The organism is Methanocalculus taiwanensis (assembly GCF_024372745.1).
In the GTDB taxonomy this organism is placed as follows: Archaea; Halobacteriota; Methanomicrobia; order Methanomicrobiales; family Methanocorpusculaceae; genus Methanocalculus; species Methanocalculus taiwanensis.
The window spans coordinates 112,298-131,375 of the sequence record NZ_VOTZ01000001.1 but is presented as its reverse complement, the minus strand read 5'-3'; the positions used below and the strand labels follow the sequence as shown (position 1 = coordinate 131,375).

General features: G+C 50.8%; 14 protein-coding genes and 1 pseudogene. 5 read left to right on the top strand and 10 right to left on the bottom strand.

Translation table 11 applies throughout. The features are described 5' to 3' along the window. Positions 1–54: 54 nt before the first annotated feature. The 4 genes from FTO68_RS00490 to FTO68_RS00475 all read right to left on the bottom strand — a co-directional run bounded on the left by FTO68_RS00490 (position 55) and on the right by FTO68_RS00475 (position 5,159). A complete protein-coding gene (locus FTO68_RS00490; protein ID WP_255331388.1) occupies positions 55–1,191 on the bottom strand; it encodes a response regulator in 1,137 nt (378 codons plus the stop codon). Positions 1,192–1,278: 87 nt separating this feature from the next. Continuing rightward, positions 1,279–2,856, bottom strand: coding sequence for an ATP-binding response regulator (locus tag FTO68_RS00485; RefSeq protein ID WP_255331387.1), 1,578 nt, complete (start codon positions 2,854–2,856; stop codon positions 1,279–1,281). After that, entirely contained in the window at positions 2,857–3,246 is a 390-nt protein-coding gene (locus FTO68_RS00480; protein WP_255331386.1) for a response regulator, read from the bottom strand. Continuing rightward, positions 3,243–5,159 carry a sensor histidine kinase gene (locus FTO68_RS00475; RefSeq protein WP_255331385.1) on the bottom strand — a complete coding sequence of 639 codons (1,917 nt, stop codon included), beginning with the start codon at positions 5,157–5,159 and terminating at the stop codon, positions 3,243–3,245. Before FTO68_RS00475 ends, FTO68_RS00480 begins: the two co-directional genes overlap by 4 nt. Positions 5,160–5,719: 560 nt before the next feature. Between FTO68_RS00475 and fdhF the strand changes: the two genes are divergently transcribed. Together fdhF and FTO68_RS00465 are read left to right on the top strand one after the other, a co-directional pair. Continuing rightward, positions 5,720–7,786 (top strand): formate dehydrogenase subunit alpha, encoded by a 2,067-nt coding sequence (gene fdhF / locus FTO68_RS00470; RefSeq protein WP_255331384.1) that lies wholly within the window; start codon positions 5,720–5,722, stop codon positions 7,784–7,786. Between the two features lie 2 nt (positions 7,787–7,788). Then, the gene (locus tag FTO68_RS00465; protein ID WP_255331383.1) at positions 7,789–8,943 is read left to right on the top strand and encodes a Coenzyme F420 hydrogenase/dehydrogenase, beta subunit C-terminal domain; all 1,155 of its coding nucleotides are present in this window, start codon (positions 7,789–7,791) and stop codon (positions 8,941–8,943) included. Positions 8,944–9,025: 82 nt separating this feature from the next. Here the strand turns inward: FTO68_RS00465 and FTO68_RS11905 are convergent, their stop codons facing one another. Both FTO68_RS11905 and FTO68_RS00460 read right to left on the bottom strand, forming a co-directional pair. Next, positions 9,026–9,406 (bottom strand): PaeR7I family type II restriction endonuclease, encoded by a 381-nt coding sequence (locus tag FTO68_RS11905; RefSeq protein ID WP_368659861.1) that lies wholly within the window; start codon positions 9,404–9,406, stop codon positions 9,026–9,028. Then, positions 9,366–10,219: pseudogene (locus FTO68_RS00460) on the bottom strand (DNA-methyltransferase). Before FTO68_RS00460 ends, FTO68_RS11905 begins: the two are co-directional and overlap by 41 nt. Positions 10,220–10,688: 469 nt before the next feature. Here FTO68_RS00460 and FTO68_RS00455 point away from each other — a divergent pair. Further along, entirely contained in the window at positions 10,689–11,195 is a 507-nt protein-coding gene (locus tag FTO68_RS00455) for a hypothetical protein (RefSeq protein WP_255331381.1), read from the top strand. Positions 11,196–11,357: 162 nt separating this feature from the next. Here FTO68_RS00455 and FTO68_RS00450 read toward each other — a convergent pair whose 3' ends face one another. Next, positions 11,358–11,651 (bottom strand): hypothetical protein, encoded by a 294-nt coding sequence (locus FTO68_RS00450; protein WP_255331380.1) that lies wholly within the window; start codon positions 11,649–11,651, stop codon positions 11,358–11,360. Between the two features lie 2 nt (positions 11,652–11,653). Then, positions 11,654–12,706 carry a hypothetical protein gene (locus tag FTO68_RS00445; protein WP_255331379.1) on the bottom strand — a complete coding sequence of 351 codons (1,053 nt, stop codon included), beginning with the start codon at positions 12,704–12,706 and terminating at the stop codon, positions 11,654–11,656. Between the two features lie 102 nt (positions 12,707–12,808). On the opposite strand from FTO68_RS00445, the gene FTO68_RS00440 reads away from it, so the two are divergent. Further along, on the top strand, positions 12,809–12,991 hold the full coding sequence (locus FTO68_RS00440; protein ID WP_255331378.1) for a hypothetical protein: 183 nt from the start codon (positions 12,809–12,811) through the stop codon (positions 12,989–12,991). 55 nt (positions 12,992–13,046) lie between these two features. On the opposite strand, the gene FTO68_RS00435 is transcribed toward FTO68_RS00440, so the two are convergent. Both FTO68_RS00435 and FTO68_RS00430 read right to left on the bottom strand, forming a co-directional pair. Then, a complete protein-coding gene (locus FTO68_RS00435) occupies positions 13,047–15,134 on the bottom strand; it encodes a sensor histidine kinase (RefSeq protein WP_255331377.1) in 2,088 nt (695 codons plus the stop codon). Positions 15,135–15,251: 117 nt separating this feature from the next. After that, the gene (locus FTO68_RS00430) at positions 15,252–16,550 is read right to left on the bottom strand and encodes an AAA family ATPase (RefSeq protein WP_255331376.1); all 1,299 of its coding nucleotides are present in this window, start codon (positions 16,548–16,550) and stop codon (positions 15,252–15,254) included. 1,110 nt (positions 16,551–17,660) lie between these two features. Here FTO68_RS00430 and FTO68_RS11900 point away from each other — a divergent pair. Further along, positions 17,661–18,854 (top strand): ImmA/IrrE family metallo-endopeptidase, encoded by a 1,194-nt coding sequence (locus FTO68_RS11900; RefSeq protein ID WP_255331375.1) that lies wholly within the window; start codon positions 17,661–17,663, stop codon positions 18,852–18,854. Positions 18,855–19,078: the final 224 nt, after the last annotated feature.

Genomic DNA, 19,078 nt, shown 5'->3' with positions numbered 1-19,078 from the left:
GTGGAGAGATCTCTTCTCTTCCCTCATTTTGTATCCCGCGGGGAGAAGAGATGACTATATGATGTGTTTTCTGATAAATTCCCTGATCTTCAGCGATTCGAGCCACCCCTCATCAAGGAGTGTCACAATATGATCGATCTCATATGCCTGCCTGCTGATCCGCTCAAAGACCTCTCCTTCATTCATCGAGGTGAGGGCGATTATAACGGCAAGCGGGTTTCTGATCGAATCGTTTAGAACAGCCAGGTTCTGTATCTGTTCCTCTATCTGGATGAGAGCTGTCCGCCTCAGCTCTTCAAGCTCTTTTCGTTCGGTGATATCCTCTGATATGCCGAGCAGATACGCAGGGTTGCCGGATTCATCCAGTATCGGCATTTTTTTGGTGTGGAGCACCCGCTCACCTTTTTTCTGTGTCAGGATCGATTCTTCAGGGATCTCAACGAGTGCCTTTGTGTCGAGGGCATCCCGATCCTTCTGAATAAATGCTTCTGCCTGCTCTTTCGGGAAGAAGTCATAATCGTTTTTTCCGATGAGATCTTTGCGGGATACTCCAAGGAGCTCCTCTCCTGCTTTATTGAACCTGACAAACCGCAGTTCATCGGCATCCTTCACAAAGATCATATTTGGGATCTCCTCCACAATTGAGTTTAAGAACTTCTCACTCTCGCGAAGATCCGCTTCGATCCTGTTACATCGTATAATTTCGTCTTCGAGCTGGCGGACCTTCTTCTGGAGTTTCCGAAAGAGAACCTCATTGTACTCCCGCAGCAGTTCCATCTCTTCTTCAAAGGTCTTTTCAGCTTGTGGAGGCTTCTCTTTCCCGGCTTCTTCGAGCACCTCCCTGACGATTGCGATGAGGATATCGGGCTTCTGCGGTTTTGTGACAAAACGCTCTGCGCCAAGGCTCAGGGCAAACTGCTCATCCCTTGGATCGGTGTATGTCGCGGTATAGAAGATGAAGGGGATCTGTTGTAGTTCTGTATCTGCCTTCCACCGGCGGCAGAGCTCAAATCCGTCCATCTCCGGCATCAGGATATCGGTGATGATCAGATCCGGCGGACTCTTTACTGCTGTTTCGAGTGCCTCTCTCCCGTTTATTGCCGTGATGGGCGTATATCCATAGCCCTTCAATATAGCTTCCAGCAGATACAGGTTCTGGGGATTATCATCGGCTATCAGTACGGTAGTCATCGTTTCTCATCGATTGATTGGATTTTATTGAGGGTTAGTATCCGCTTAATCGGTATATGCCTTTGGATCGATCAAAATCCTCTGGCATCATCCTGAAAAATGGTTGCCATTCTGATTGTGTTCCCGGTATAGACTCTCAGGAATGGTGATCTCAAACCGGGCGCCCTCACCCGGAGTGCCGGTCTCGATAATCTTCATACCGCTGAGATTGAGGAACTCCCTGGCAAAGAAGAGCCCGAATGTTCCCCTGCCTCCGACGATCCGCTCAAAGATCTGCTCCTTCAGTGGCACGGGAATGCCGACGCCGTCGTCTTCATAGATTACGATTACACCGTCTGATGTTTTTTGGTACCTGACGGTTATCTTTGTCGTTTTTTGGCCGTGCTGAATGGAATTTACCATGAGATTTAAAAACACCCGTTCGATCAGGGGATCGGTCTTCACCTCAAGCCCTTCAAGTTCGCATTCAAGGATTGTATTCTTCTTCTGGCTGATTGCCGCAAACTGATCCCTGATCACCTCTTTTGGAGCTATCCATCGGGATGTGTTCACCCCAATCTGCTGGTAATCCTTTGTCTTTTTTATGAGGTTGTGGATACTCTCCAGTATCTCTCTCTCTTTTTCGATGTAGAACTGTCTGCTTTTCTGATTCTTCTCCTGCTGTTCCAGATCGAGATATCCCAGTGTCGCGGTGATTTTGTTCTGGATATCCTGGTAGGTGACCTCGGTCATCAGTTCGAGCTTGTGGTTTGCAAGATTGATCTGCTCTTCATGTGCTTTTTGTTCGGTGATATCCTCTGAAATGCCAAGCAGGTATCGTGGCTCTCCTGACTCATCGAGTATGGGTATCTTTTTTGTGTGGAGTATCCTCTCGCCCATCTGATGTGTCAGAATCCTCTCCTCAGGAATATCCCGCAGTCTCTTTTCACTCAGGACCTCCTGATCTTTTTCTCTGAAGAACTCTGCCTGCTCTTCCGGGAAGAAGTCATAATCGCCTTTTCCAATGAGTTCTTCGCGGGATATCCCGAGGAGCTCCTCTCCTGCCTTATTGAACCTGATGAACCGGAGATCTGCTGCATCTTTAACGAAGATCATGTCCGGAATCTCTTCAAAGATTGAGTTGAAGAACTTCTCACTCTTCCGGAGATCCTCTTCGATTATGTTGCATCGTGCGATCTCGTTCTCAAGGTCTCCAACCTTCTTCTGGAGTTTCCGAAAGAGCACCTCGTTATAGGTTTTCAGAAGCTCCATCTCTTCTTCGAAGGTTTTTTCAGGTTGTGGAGGCTTCTCTCCCCCGGCTTCTTCAAGAACCTCCCTCACGATCCCGATAAGCACGTCCGGCTTCTGAGGCTTGATCACATACCGCTCTGCCCCCAGGCTCAGGGCAAACTGCTCATCCCTTGGATCGGTGTAGGTCGCGGTATAGAAGATGAAGGGAATATGGTTTAGTTTTGGATCTGCCTTCCACCGGCGGCAGAGTTCAAACCCGTCCATCTCCGGCATCAGGATATCGGCAATGATCAGATCCGGCGGGTTCTTCTCTGCTGAATCGAGAGCTTCTCTTCCGTTTGTTGCCGTGATGGGCGTATATCCATATCCCTTCAACGTAGCTTCCAGCAGATACAGGTTCTGGGGATTATCTTCGGCAATTAGTACTGTGGTCATCTAGTGATCCCCTTTGCTTCTGGCAGGCAGAAGGTATGCCTCTATCTGGGAGATAAAGGTAGCCGGGTTGATCGGCTTTTCAATATATCCTGTGCATCCGGCGGCAAGCGCCTTCTCCCGATCTCCCGGCATCGCATAGGAGGTGAGGGCAACGATGGGGAGATCGGCGATCGCCTGGATCTCCCTGAGCCTCCGGGCCGTCTCATAGCCGTCCATACCCGGCAGCTGTATGTCCAGGAGTATCAGGTCAAGGCGTGTAGTGTCTGCTATTGTGATCCCTTCCATACCATCGGCTGCACGGATAACGGTGTATCCTTTTGCTGTCAGGATATACTGCACCAGGTAGTAGTTCTGGTCATTATCTTCGATATAGAGAATGGTCTCTTTCATCTGTTCCTCCTCTCTGCGGGCAGGGTAAATGAAAAGATCGATCCCTTTCCAGGCTCGCTTTTCACACTGATTGTACCTCCCATCAGGTCGACTAGCTTTTTAGAGATTGAGAGGCCAAGCCCTGTTCCCTCATATTTTCGTGTCAGGCCAGTGTCAATCTGGGAGAACGGCTTAAAGAGTTTCGGAATATCGGCCTCTTCTATCCCTATTCCCGTATCGATGACACTGATTGATACCTGATCCTCCTCTTCTGAACATTCGACCCGGATATGGCCTTTTTCGGTGAACTTGATTGCATTACTGAGGAGATTTAAGATCACCTGCTCGATCCTGCGTGCATCACCCCTGACCTCTTCCACTCCCGGTCCGATTGCAAGCTCAAGTGGCAGTTTTTTTCTGTCAGCTGCCGGCTTCATGGTCTGGATCACCTTTTCGAGGATGGTTTGGATCTCCACCGTCTCAATAGCGAGAGTGAGCTGCCCGGCCTCGATCTTCGATATATCCAGCACATCATTGATCAGGGTGAGCAGGTGCTCGGCACTTGCGGCTACCATCCCGAGCTGTTTCTGCTGTTCATCATTGAGCGGCCCCGCAAGTTCCTGGAGAAGGATTCCTGAGAACCCGATGATCGAGTTTAATGGTGTCCTGAGTTCATGGGACATTGTTGCAAGGAAGGCAGATTTAAGTCTGTCTGCTGATTCTGCCGCCTCTTTTGCCTCCTCAAGTTCATGCGTCCTCTCAGAGACGATATCCTCCAGGCGGTCCCGGTACTCTTCAAGCTCCCGGTATGCCTCCTCCCTCATCGTTTCTTCAGTTTGAATCGTTTTGACCATCGCTTCAAATGACCTGGCAAGGCTCTCCACCTCTCCTGCACCTTCGGTTGGGATCGTCCTGTCGAGGTCCCCTGTTTCGGTGATCTCCCTGCTTACTTTTGTAAGGCTGGAGAGCGGCCTTATGATCGTCCTGTTTAAGAAGAAAAGGGTGATGCCGCTTAAGAGAATAAGGGCAACGAGGACGAAGAGGAGTATCCACCCGATCGAATTATTAATCGCCTCTTCTATCGTGCTGAAGGGAATGAATGTTCCGATCTTCCATCCAAGTTCCGGGGAGGTGTAGTAGATCAGGTACCGTCCATCCAGCACCAGAACCCCCTCAGTGCCATTCAGAAACGTCTCTGTCTGTTCTGCAAGAAGATCACTGATATCGGTATGGAGCAGTGTTTCGTCTGAAGCTGCCAGGATTGTCCCTGTCCGGTCAACCAGGATCATCTCCCCGTCCCTGATCGTCTCAACAGTCGAGATGTAGTCTGTCAGGCTGACAAGGGTGATGTCGGCACCGACAACCCCGTAGGTTGAGCCGGAGTCATCGATCAGTGCTGTGACGATCCCGATATTCACGTCCGGGGTGGTAACGGCGAGATAGGGATCGGTCATCACGACCTCGCCGGGGTGTTCTGTTCCAAGGATATACCAGGGGCGCTCCCTCGGATCATAGGCAGTCGGGCGTGCCCGTTCATATGATCTCACAAAAGCTCCGTTCTCACGCCCCATATAGACAGAACTGACATAGGGGTGCGTCTCCTGGTACTCCCTCATCCGGCCGATTATTGCGAGCTCCTCTTCTGTGTAGGAGTAGGTAAATGTCTCTTCGTCCGCATCCAGGAAGCTCGTAAATGCTGCATCATCGGGGTTCCTGATGATGTGGTTTAAGGAGAGCTGATGGACATCGTGGTGCGCCTCCATGATGAAGTTTGTAAGGGCAAAATCGATATGCTTCAGCTGGGTGATCGTCGTATCAGATATGGTATCCAGATTTTGCGAATGGAGCGTGGTAGGAAGCACTCCGCCTATCAGAAAGAGGACGAGGATGGCAATTACAACATACAGGAGCAGGACTTTCGACCTAAGTGACATTGCAGTATGGGAATACAGATCTCTCTTTCTATTAACAGTTGTTATTCTCATTTTTTTCTTTCATCATCCGGGATCTGTGGGGTGATGCCATATGTGCCTCTTTGCGGCTGTGGAGCCGTGATAGCCTGGTTTTTTACCTGTTTCGTATCCCTCCTGCCCTCCCCGCTTCTGCATATTTTTTTGGGAGTTCCAGAGCACCTCCTGAGGAAGCGAATCTGCCGTAATTATCAGCAGTGTTTGTCTAATGGAGGCGCCATTTTCCGCGCAGTACCTGAATGGTTTATATGCTGGTAAAATATGGCTTATAAGTCTTCGTATAATCTTTAAATATGGTTTAAAATCATGCAATTCTGTGGTATTTTCCTTTCTTTTCCTGCTGTGATCTCAGAATCCTGATGGGAATGCTTCTGATCACTCCGGTTCGCCTGATGCAGGGGGCGGATGTCAATTGGGTTAACTATGTTTACTAAACTCAAAAATACGTCCGCAAAATACTTAAAATGCAAATCAACAGCTTTAAGCTTTGAATCCTGCATCTCTCAATTGTCCGAGGTAAAACTATGGAAATGAAGTATGTACCAACGACCTGCCCGTACTGCGGGACAGGATGCACATTCAACCTCGTCGTCGTTGACGGCAAGGTAACGGGCGTCGCCCCCTACCAGCGTTCCCCTGTCAATGAGGGAAAACTCTGTCCAAAGGGCGTGTATGCCCACGAGTTCGTGAACCGCGAAGACCGGCTGACCACCCCTCTCATCAAGAAAGACGGAACGTTCGTCGAAGCCAGCTGGGACGAGGCATATGACCTGATCGCCCGGAAACTGAAATCGTACAAGGCAGATGAGATGGCGGTGCTTGCCTCTGCAAGAACCTCGAACGAGGACAACTACGCGATCATGAAGTTCGCCCGCGGTGTCTTAAAGACCCGCCACATCGACCACTGCGCCCGTCTCTGCCACGCCTCGACCGTTGCCGGCCTTGCTGCGACATTCGGCTCCGGTGCAATGACCAACTCGATCGGCGACATCGCCCAGTCGAAATGCGTCTTCATCATCGGGAGCAACACCTTCGAACAGCACCCGCTTATTGGGCGCCGAGTCATGCAGGCAAAGAAGAACGGTGCGAAGATCATCTACGCCGACCCCCGTCTCACCCCGACCGGCAAACAGGCTGACCTGTACATGCAGTTTAGATCCGGCAGTGATGTTGCTATTCTCAACGGCCTGATGCAGGAGATCATCAGAAACGGCTGGGAAGACAAGGAGTTCATCGCCAACCGGACAAAAGACTTTGAAGCGCTGAAAGCAGTCGTTATGAAGCCCGACTACAGCCTCGAGAACGTCTCAAAGATCTCAGGCATCCCCATTGACCAGCTGAAGACCGCCGCTGAGTGGATTGCGAAATCCGGTGCAACCGCGATCCTGTATTCGATGGGTATCACGCAGCACACCGTTGGTGTCGACAACGTCAAATCGATCGCCAACATCCAGATGCTGACCGGCAACCTCGGGAAAGCCGGTGCCGGTGTGAACGCGCTCCGTGGCCAGAACAACGTGCAGGGCGCCTGTGACATGGGCTGTCTGCCGGTTGTCTTCACCGGATACCAGAAGGTGATCGATGAAGCCGCCCACAAGAAGTTCTCCGACGCCTGGGGCTTCCCCGATGGCATCTCAGCACCTCAGAACGGGTATGAAGTCACCACCATGATGGATGTCTTAACCGAGAAACCCGGTGAGCTGAAAGCGATGTACATCATGGGCGAGAACCCGATGCTCTCCGACCCCGATCTGACCCATGTCGAACACGCAATAAAAAGCCTTGAGTTCCTCGTTGTGCAGGATATCTTCCTGACCGAGACCGCCCAGCTTGCGGATGTCGTGCTTCCCGCAACCTGCTATGCCGAGAAGGACGGTACCCAGACCTCGACCGAGCGGCGTGTCCAGATGTGGCGGAAAGCCCAGGACCCGCCTGGCCAGGCCAAACTCGACTGGCAGATCCTCGCCGAACTCTCGGCAAAGATGGGGTATGCAGGCCAGTTCCCATGGCAGAGTGCTGAAGATGTCTTCACCGAGATCGCTAAAGTCACGCCGTCCTATGGCGGTATGAACTACGAGCGTCTCCGCAAGCCCGAAGCGCTGCACTGGCCCTGCCCGGCCGCCGACCACGCCGGTACCCCGATCCTGCATATCGGCAAGTTCTCGCACCCAGATGGCCTTGGCGTCTTCTTCCCGATCGAGTTCAAGTACCCGGCCGAAGTTCCGGATGCAGAATACCCGTATATCTTCACAACCGGCAGGAACCTGTTCCACTGGCATACCGGTTCAATGACCCGTCGTTCCGCATCGCTTGAGAGCGAGGTTCCGACCGGCTGGATCGAGATCAATACTGAAGATGCACACGATCTCGGTGTTGCTGATGGCGAGATGGTGCTCGCAAAGACCCGCCGTGGCGAGATCAAGGTGCCTGCCCGCGTGACAAAGGAGATCATGAAGGGTGTGATGTTCATGCCGTTCCACTTTGCAGAATGTGCGGCAAACGTCCTGACCAATAACGCACTTGACCCGATCGCAAAGATTCCGGAGTTCAAGGCCTGTGCTATAAAGATTGAGAAGATACAGGAGGCCTGAAGATGGTAGCAAAAGGCGATATGCTCTATGCATGGGCATCAACAGAAGAGGGTGTCAGGAAGGGCGAATGCGGCGGTGCGGTCACAGCACTGCTCAAGTACGCACTTGAGAGCAGGATGGTCGATGGCGTCCTTGTGGTGAAGAAGGGATCTGATATCTATGATGCGACGGTTGAGATCGTGACCGATCCTGCCGATGTCGAGAAAGCATCGGGGTCATTGCACTGCGGTACCCTCCTCCTCTCAAAGATCCTGACAAAATATCTCGAGGGTGCAAACGGCATGAAACTCGCCCTGCCGGTGAAAGGGTGCGATACAATGGGCATTCTCGAACTTGCAAAGAGGGAGAAGATCAATCTTGACAACCTGATCTTAATCGGTCTCAACTGCGGAGGCTCAGTCTCCCCGGTCGATGCAACGAAGATGATCACAGAGAAGTTCGCGACGAGTCCAGCTGACGTTGTGAAAGAGGAGATCGACAAGGGCCAGTTCATTATCATCAAAAAAGACGGCTCTCACAAGGGAATCTCCATCGACGAGCTCGAGGATGAGGGCTATGGCCGGAGAACGAACTGCCGCCGGTGCCTCTACAAGATCCCCCGCCAGGCAGATCTTGCCTGCGGAAACTGGGGTGTCATCGGCGACAAGGCCGGAAAGGCGACCTTCATCGAGGTCTGCTCCGAAAAAGGTGCAAATCTTGTTGAAGAAGCGGCCGCCTCAGGCGCACTGGCAACTGCCCCGGCTGATCCGAAGGGTATTGCAATCCGGGGCAAGGTCGAAGGTGCCATGCTGAAGCTCGGTGAGAAGTGGAGGAAGAAGGATTTCTCGGCACTCTCCGACAAGCTCTGGGATACCATAAAGGAAGAGACATCCCGGTGTATCAAATGCTACTCCTGCATCGAGAACTGCCCGGTCTGTCTCCCGATTGAAGCTGAACTGAAGAAGGCAACGACGATGGTCCCAACCGGCCAGATTCCGCCATCCCCGATGTTCCATATGCGCAGGTTTGCCCATATCTCGGACTCCTGCATCAATTGTGGCCAGTGCGAGGAGCTCTGCCCGATGGATATCCCGCTCGCCCTCCTCTCCCATGCGGTCAGATCCGAAGGCGATGCGACATACAATCCGAAACTCGGGTCTGCCCCCTATAAAAACTAATATTTTTCTGTGCGGAAAAACGATGGCACGATCCAGGGAGGGTTCTTCCTCCTTCCCTCTGGGTTTTTTTACTTTTGTCCTGTCAGTCTATAGGATAAAACAAATGGAGATGGGAGGTGAGTGATCTCAGGAACCGCTCTCCTGATAATTCCGTGTCAGGTTCAGTATAGTGTCCTTTCATATCTTTTCTGGCAGTGATATAGCAGACGCCGGAATAGATTCTCTCCCGCAGGAGTTTTGTGCAGGCCTGATGATACCGTTCAATGTACGAGGCGCCTTTGAATTCAGGAAAAACCTCGAAATGTGGCTCCCTAATTTGTATGCCTCTTTGAGAGTCTCTGCAATCTTCAAGCAGGATCAGGCATCCAAGCCAGGGGGGTGGCGAGGTCCTGAACGCACCCTCACGATAGGCAGTCCAGAGATCAACTGCACTTCCAACCAGCTCTTCGGTACGGTTGTTGATACTTTAGGTTAAAACGTTCAATCTGCATCGAGTGATACTCCTCTTCGATCTCAATGCTGATACTGTTCCGTCCCCACCGTGCTGCTGCAATGGCAGTTGTGCCTGTCCCTCAAAAGGATCGAGAATGGTATCGCCGACAAAGGAGAACATTCTGATGAGCCGCTCTGCCAGTTCCAATGGGTATGGTGCCGGATGGTTGCGGGTGGATGCTCCTTTCAGATCCCATATCTGCCTGAACCATATCTTCTGGTTCTCTTCAGAGATGATGGAGAGCAGCCGGGCGGTGTGGGTAGTCTTCCGGTATCCCCCCGGCTTTCTCTGGAAGAGTATGTACTCGATATCATTCTTGACTATGGCGTTAGGCTCATAGGGTTTTCCGAGGAACGATCCCGGAGATTGCGACTCAAAGGAGGCATTGGCGATCTTATACCAGATGATCGGTGCAAGATTATCAAACCCGATCAACCGGCAGTGCTCCTGTATTGAAGCATGGAGGGGCATTACACTGTGCCGCCCGGTACTTCTGCGTGGGAGGCAGACATCGCCGACGACAATAACCAGTCGTCCTCCGGGAACAAGGATCCGGTGGATATGCTGCCAGACGTGATCGAGCTCTTCAAGGAACGTATCATAATCTCCGATCTGCCCGAGCTGCGATTCTTTTTCAGGGTAGTGTTTCAGTATCCAGTATGGCGGTGAGGTAACGACCAGATGTACGCTCTCGTCAGGTATGTATCCAAGGTTTCGGCAGTCTGAATTGATGAAACGGTGAGCTGTCGGGATGCTTGCAGAGACTGCTTCGATCTCCTTCATCAGGATTTGATCTTTGGCAATGAATGGTATTGCACGTTGCCCCCTCTCCCCGGCAACTGCCGCAATATCCGGATGAATAAATGATTCCAGTTGCCTGCCTATATCGGATTGATTGGCATAGAGTATCTTTTCTGGAAGATTGTGTTCGGGTGCTCCGGATTGGGCGGCGTGCGAGATCATGTACCTGAGTAGTAGTTGATGCACGTGGTATGATAATTATCCCGATCGCGATGTGAAAGTGAAGGTTTTGATGATAGGACGGCTCATTGGAGATTGGCATGGCTGGCTCCCGGGAGATGCTCCCAACCAACATGAAACTGTTGTTCCAGGGTTATGGAGGAACAAAAACACTCACGCCCCGCAGACTCCGCTCAGCCCCATTGCCATTGTCTCCGACATAGTATGTGCCGGAGCAGGGGGGACTGCCTCTGTGTGCAGAAGCCCCCCCGCCCGGCAGGAGCCACCAATAATGGCAGTAGATTTCGAACAGATACGAAACAACAAAACAGCGGTCCGGAACCTCCCGGCACCGCTTGCAGATACCGCGGCCCTTGAGGCTGTGGTCGGATCGATCCTTGCAGACAACCCCTTCGGATGTGTCGCCTATGAGTCCGGTGGCGAGACGATCCCGGGCGTGGTCCGGGGCCGCGAGCAGTATACCGCCCGGATCGTGTACCTTGACGGAGACGGCAAAAAGGCCGGTGCAGCCACCGTCACCGCCGGGACAACCGCCGGGATGAATGCAGCAGCTGATGCCGTCCTCGCAGATGCCGCACTCACCGCAGCCGTCGGCGGCACCCCGCAGCGTGATGCGAATAAGGATTCCTACTCGTGCCAGCTGAAGTGCCATGACCCAAACGGCGAGACCTATACGCTCACGTTTGGCAGAAAGGCTGTGCGGCTGACAAGCTACGAGGATGACGCGATCCTTGATGCCGTCGAGGACTGGGCAGACACGGTGGTGTCACTGAGCTGAGAAGTGAGAGGGTATCTTCTCCTTTTCCTCTTTGGCTATGATTTTTCCGTTCTTTTTGGTGTGTATTTTTTGGAATGTGCAGCATCTCCTCTTTTTTGACTGCTCTGCTTGTGGGTAGTGGGGTGTTTTAGACCGACGTTGACAGATGAGATTTTCCACAACTCACACATCATAGTCTTTGCTTCGGAGAAGTTTTCGATACATCTCCTCAGTAAATGGACATTGAATAAATGATTCAAGATCGGACTTACTATTAAATTTCATCTGTTTGTACATTTTTGCCAGAAGATCATTCGATAGATCTGATGCGCTACCGTGGCTGATTTTCGTATGAACCCGATCACAAATTCTTCCTTCCGAGTCGGTGAATCTATAAAATATATGGTTTCCGGATTTAATTTCGATAAATCCTTTTGATACGGCAGCTTTGGAGAAGTCACGCTTTTTTAATGACAAGCTCAGACCTCACCATATTTTTCCTGAACAATCTTTTCTGCGGCCTGAAAGTCAATATATTCTGAGAGTCTTTTTTTAAGCTCAACTGATTCTGGAGTGTGTCTTTCATCAGGATAGTGAATAAAACTTATAATATGTCCTTCAATTTCATCAATTAATGATTCTAAAGCCTTATTGTAATTCACACCATATGCGTGTAATGAGAGACTTTCTTGTTCAATACACCAGAGTTTCTCTTCATTATCATAATGGATATCAAATGTCAGAGGTTTGCGGAACACATAATTACCCGCATTGAGGAGGGTTTCAGTTTTTATTTCAGATAGTTCTGAGATTGAATGTATCTTTGCGTGCTTCTGGGTTCTTGTCATTTCACCAGCAAGGTGAACCCATTTTTTATACAGTGACTTCACTGTCTCATCTTCTGATGGATTAAAGTAACAGTTGATTTTATGGCCGTTTTTTGCTTCAATTGTAAAGTAATATTCCCGATCTCCGTTTATCCTGACGATAACTCCGCTGACAGACACCTCTCCATTTCCTCCATAATCTATCATGAGATCGTTAAGATAACTGGTTAAATGTTTTGGAATAAAACATCCACTCTCAGGTCTGGCATAGGATGTTTTTATTTCAATCTGAGAATTTAATGATGACAATGATGTAAAACTCTTCAGAAGATCGATTCGTGCACCAGGAGATATTATTTCAGATTCAAATTGTTCTTTAAAAAGGTCTGGCTTTATATTCAATGTAGTAATAAGCCTCTCCATTGTTCCAGTTATATCTGTGAAGAGATTATCGCGGTTCAGCGACGTGGTGTATGCCATCGGGTACATCGGGATAATAACACTGCCTTTCTGAATCTCTTTGAAAAACAGGCGAAAATCCTCTTTTTTATAGTCTTTTCCATATTTTGACGTGCCAATTGTATCAATGGCACGCTGTAGATCTGTTATTATTTTGGCAAATGCCATGCCATCTATAGAGTTGTTCTTTAGAATTGCGCCCTCACGGACGATTATCCATGTTTTAGGCGATTTATTCTTCTCCATGCCATCCTCTTACTATACTACTCTCCTTAGAACCCTTAATATTTCTGATGCCAGACAATCACCTTCTTATTATGATAACCGGTGATGGGGCATTGAGAGAATTTGCTGAAGCTCACCGAATTCCCTGTCAGGGCACAACTCTGGCTTCTTGATCATATGGTGGAAAGGAAACTGCTATCCTCAGGTGAGGGAGCAGCTGTATTGAAGCGGATGCTTGGAAGAAAACGCTGGCTTCCGAGGAAAGAGTGTGAGAAGCGGATCGTGTTCTGGGAGGGGATGGAATGACTCTGGAGCTGCATCTGATATTTATTATGCTCACTCGAAATCCATCCGAAATCATTTAATCCAGAGATTCAGATGGGCTCTCACGCCGGTACCCATCCCGTGGCACCTTGATCTCAAACCGTGCCCCCTCTCCATATACCCCCGTCTCGGTGATGGTAATCCCGGTGATCGCAAGTATCTCCCGGATGATGAAGAGCCCGAAACCGGTATTTTTCCCAAAGCCCCGCATGAATATCTGCTCCTTCTCGTCATCGGGGATCCCGGGGCCGTCATCCTGCCAGCTGATCAGAAGTCCGGTATCAAGGGGGGTGCAGCCGATTGTCACGGTGGCTGCCCCCTCTGCATGCCGGATGGTATTGTCCATTAAGTTGTAAAAGACCTTCTCGATCATCGGATCGCAGTAGATCGAGTATCCCGCACAGTCACAGGCAACAGCGATATCCCCGCTCCTGAGTTTCTCTACCAGGTTTTGTACCAGGAGCCAGATTGGCTCTTTTACGCCGAGCTGCTCGTACTCGCGGGTGAAGGCGATCTGCTTCTCGATCACTTCGGCAGCATCATGCACCTTTCCCAGATAGCGGGTTTGGATTGGATTGTCATTCTCTTCCCCGGCAAAATCCAGGTATCCCTGGATCACCATGATCTGGTTCAGGATATCATGGCGGGTAACACTGGAGAGGAGCTGGAGCTTTTTGTTGGCGAGCCGCAATGCCTCTTCTGACTGTTTTCGTGTGGAAATATCTGTGTGGGTTCCAAGAACGCGGACCGGCTTCTTCTCATCATCCCGCTCCACCACTGTACCGCGGCTCTGGATCCATGAATATCCACCGTCCCGCCTCCGTGCCCGGAACTCCAGTGTATAGGTGTCTCCCGTTTTGATATGGCGCTCTATTTCAGTTTCAATGAGTTTTCTCTCTTCCGGGTGGATAAGGGAGAGGAATGACTCATATGATCCTTCGAACTCCCCCGGCTCGTATCCGAGCATCGTATAGTAGATCGGACTGAAGAATGTCTTCCCGGTGCGGAGATCCCAGTCCCAGATCCCGTCGTTAACCGCGTTGATCGTGAGTCGATAGCGTTCATCGACCTCGTTGAGGGAATTCTGGGTCACCCGCTCCCGTGTTATATCCTGCAAAAGGATGAGCCTGCCATCCAGCTCCCGGTTAGCGTTTGTCAGGAGGTCGACTGTTCCGTTGAAGTAGTGTATGGTGCCATCATCTTCCTTTTTGAGCTCCCGTTTTTTGCTCTCTTCTTCCCTGCAGAAAGAGAGAAGCTCTGGCCAGTTTTGTGCAGCATCATCAATCTGCCAGCTGCCTTTTGTTCCCGGCTCCCGTGAGAAGAATGCATATGAAGCGGGATTTGCATCGATGATATATCCTTCCCGGTCAAGGACGAGCATGAGCAGGCTCATCCTGTCAACGAGGTGGCTCCGTGCTGCCGGGATGATATCGAGGAACCGGTACCGGAAGAGTGCTATTGTGAACAGTATTGCGCTGATCCAGAAGAGGGGTGCTGCCATGTTGATTCCCGGAACCGGTGTGATCCCAAGGACAAAGAGGTATGTAATGACTGTCGGAATGAGCAGTGCGGCAAAAAGGATGATCGTCTGCTTCTCAAAAAGAGTCTGTGTCTTGCTGCTTTCATTGAAGAGGATGAGGTAGGTGATGATCAGGAGTGCGAGGGAGAAGCCGGAATAGATATGGAAGAATAGCGACTCCGAATAGTCGAGATAGGAGACGGATCCGGTGGTGACAAGAGAGAAGTTGTACCTGAAGAGAGTATGCCAGGGGCTCGTCAGGGCAAGGAGCGTGGCAGCCACAGGAATTGCGAGGGCAGGAAGTACCCATTCCTTTGTGATCCATTCCGGCTTCCTGACATACTCCAGGATGAGCCAGAGTTCAAGGATTGCGATATAGGGGAGGAAGAGGAAACGGAGGTTATGAAAGAGGGTTTTGTACTGGAGTGTCTCTGAGAGGAGCTCAAGCAGATGTACACAGGCAAAACCTGTTGCGGCGATCATCAGGAGGGTATAGGGGAGTGCAATCTTCATTCCCGGAATGAGCCTGCTTCCATAGAGAGCCAGGGCTCCGGTACACATTGCCGAGAAGATGAGCATCCAGATGAGAAGAAAATAGGTGTCCATCGCCAGATATCCCCGTTTCTACGTAGGTTATGGGGTATCGGCGTATATAAATGCTTATATGGCTCAAATGGCGCAACCGCCCCTTCCCCTCACATCTGCTGGCGATTATGGATGAAATTACTCATTGTTTCTGAGGATATTCCGGGCAAGCCAGATCCGAAAGACCGAGTCCAGTATGCCATACCTCCCCTCAGCGGGCTTGTCGATGGTCATTGTATTGGTGAGATCCCTCATCGAGGCGGTGAGCGAGGATGATTGCGTGCCCATACTTTCGGCTATATCCTTCAGACGGCGGGTCTTTTCGGCTGAGAGGTACTTCAGGATATCCTGCTGCTGCCTGCTGAACTTGCATGCGTACCGTGATTCAAATTCGCTGTCGAACTCGTCAAGCATGGAGGAGAATGCGAGTTCTGTGTCATCTGAGGTGATCGAATCCCTTCCTTCGAGGATTGTTTGCTGGTACAGCAGAAATCCCATCTTCTGGAAATAGAACGGGAACCCGTCTGTGTATCTATAGATGGTATCAAGGGCATCGCCAGTGATTGTGATCTTCTGCATCTGGAGCCGGGAGCGGATGTACCTGCTCACCTCCTCCTCTCCGATCGGCTCGAGCCGGACTTTTGCTGCCATCAGGTAGAGGGGGGAATCCGGCTTCAGGAAGACCTTGTTCAGGAGTGCAACTGAAGATCCCGAGAAGATGTACCGCACATCCGGCCGGCTGTCCATATGGGTCTTGAAGAGGCTGAAGATCGCGGGATTGAATCTGCTCAGCTCCTGAAACTCGTCGAAGGCGATGACGATCTGCTCGTCGATCTCGCCCGCGAAGTGTCCGATAAAACAGAAGGTCTCTTCGATCAGCTCGGATTCGGTCACCTCGCTCTCCCGGAACCGGAGGTAGATCTGCCCGATATGCTCGATACTCCCCCCAATCTCGGCAATCGATCGGGTGGCACGGGTGATTGTAGCCTTGAAGATATCCGAGAACTTCCGTGCAAGCCCCTTTACCCGGTGCTTCTCCTCATAGGTTTCGACCATTGCCCGTGTGGTGATCCTGAAGAAGTCGGACGGGTGGGTGATCATCCGGCAGTTCACCTGGACGAAGAGGACCTCGTCCCCGATGCTCCTTTTGAGATTTTTCAAAAGCGAGGTCTTCCCGATCCGGCGTGGGCCGATGATGACGTTATGCTGTGCCCGGGAGAGGAGATCGAGCCTGATCCGTCTCACCTCCTCATCCCTGCCGATGAAGTAGGGGGGCTCGACTTCGCCTCCGACGATGAATATCTGTTCAGCCATGATCTGATCCGGTGGTTTGGTGGGTGTGTCTGAGTGGGTGTCTGATGGCGGTCGGTGTATCTGGTTTTCACGATAGTGGTTTTTGGCGAGTGAGGGATTTGGGGGGTTTTCAGGGATATGCATGATAATTGCATGGAGTATGTAAAGTGGTGATGCGAGGGGAGTGAATGTGATTTTGATTGTCCCACGGTGTCAGGGGAATAGGAGAGAGAGGGGAATTTAGCGGATCAGCTTGCGGGGTACCTGCGGGGTACTTGTGGGGTACTTGTGGGGTGTTCATCCTGTCTGGTAGTGATGAAATGGCGGTTTAGGTGAGCTCAATTCTCTCTAAACTGTCGCAATAATTGGAGAAGGGGGGATACTCTTACCGGCTCAGCTTGCGGGGTACTTGCGGGGTACCTGCACGGTGCTTGCGCTATAATTATCGTGTAATTTGTGGTTTTTCCCTCCTGTTAGGTGGTGGTAAAGGAGCGTTAATCCGGGTTCAATTGGCTTTAAGAAGCTTTAAAATTGGAATATGGGGGATTCTTTTACCGGCTCAGCCTGCGCGGTACCTGCGCGGTACTTGCATGCTACTTGCATGGTGCTTTCGCTAAAATTATCGTGTAATTTGTGGTTTTCCCTCCTGTTAGGTGGTGATGAAAGTGGCGTGAATATGGGTTAATTTGGCTTTAGGGGGCTTTAAAATTGGAATATGGAGGTTTCTTTTACCGTCTCAGCTTGCGCGGTACTTGCGCGGTGCTTGCATGCTACTTGCATGGTGCTTTCGCTAAAATTATAGTGTAGTTTGTGGTTTTCCCTCCTGTTAGGTGGTGATGAAAGGAGCGTTTATCCTGGCTCAATTGGCTTTAAGTGGCTTTAAAATTGGAATATGGTGGACTCTTTTACCGTCTCAGCCTGCGCGGTACTTGCACGGTGCTTGCATGCTACTTGCATGGTGCTTTCGCTAAAATTATCGTGTAATTTGTGGTTTTCCCTCCTGTTAGGTGGTGATGAAAGGAGCGTTTATCCTGGCTCAATTGGCTTTAAGTGGCTTTAAAATTGGAATATGGTGGACTCTTTTACCGGCTCAGCCTGCGCGGTACTTGCACGGTACTTGCACGGTGCTTGCATGGTGCATGCATGGTGGTGTTGGGCTGGGTTGCGGGGTAACTTGCGGGGCGGGTGTACCCAAAAGTGAAGAAACTACCTTTATCAGCTCTCAAACAAGAAGACTTGGAATAGAACGATGATGTGGAAGTGCAGACTACCATGACGGTTGCCCTCATCAATCCCGGGGTTCTCCGCTGGGCTCGTGAACGTGCACGTATTGGTCCAGACAGGCTGGCAAAGAGTGCCAGTGTCACACCAGAGAGGATTCTCCGCTGGGAAGAGGGGATGGAGAAGCCAACCTTCAGACAGGCACAGGAGATTGCGAAAAAGCTTCACATTCCTTTCGGATATCTTTTCCTTTCGCACCCGCCCGAGGAGAAGCTTCCCATCCCTGATCTTCGCAGGATAGGTGATCATCCGATCAGTGAAGTCAGTGCAGATCTCTTCGATCTGCTTGCCGACACCCTCTATAAGCATGACTGGTACAGGGATTACCTCATCGAACAGGGTGAGGAGAAGCTGCCTTTCATAGGGCGTTTTGATCCTGATGCTGATCCCAGGGAGATAGCCGCAGATATGACAACGACCCTTTCCCTCACGCTTGCAGACCGTACACAGGTGCGAAGCTGGGAGCAGTTCTATGATTTCCTTGTCAGGAGGGCGGAGGCTGCCGGTATCTGGGTGATGCGGAGTGGAATCGTTGCCAATAACACACATCGCAGTCTTGAGATCCATGAGTTCCGTGGTTTTGCCATCTGCGATGAGATCGCCCCGCTCGTCTTCATCAATGGAAACGATGCAAAAGCGGCACAGATCTTTACGCTCGTACATGAGATGACCCATCTCTGGATTGGAAAGAGTGGTATCTCTAATACGTCGCTGGATCGACCGGTGAATGGTGAAGGAAAAGATATTGAGAAGATCTGTAATGCCGTTGCCGCTGAAGTACTCGTCCCTGAGGGGCCTTTCCTGCATACGTGGGAGGAGATATGGCAGAAAGAGAGTTCTCCTGAAGATACGATCTCCACATCTGCAACATTCTTCCGGGTCAGTACCGTTGTGATCGCCCGCCGTGCACTTGATCTTGGCCTGATCGAATGGCCAGTGTTTGTCGATTATTATCGAAGTCAGGAGGAGCGATGGCAGCGGAGAAGGGAAGAACAGGGTGGCGGCAATTTTTTTAAGACGCTACCGGTACGGTATGGCAGGCGGTTTACCGAGGCGGTCGTCCGAAGCACCTTTGATCAGAGCCTGCTGATGCGTGAGGCCGGGCGGATGCTCAATATCAGTCCATCCAGGATTCAGCCGCTCGCGGAGCAGATTGGTGTTTGGTGATGACAACTCTATAGGCTCTCACAGGAGATCACGTTCCGGGATTAGAGATACTTCATGGCGACATCAAGAGGGCAAAATCCCCTATCCCGTATGCAGGGCTCTTTCTCTTTCTCTTTATCTGTCTCTTGCTCTACTTCTTCCTCTGCTTCTTTCTGATTGTGCATTTACGGGAACTTCTCACTTCGGTTCAACTGCCTGGAAACGAACCGACAACTAAGAAACTG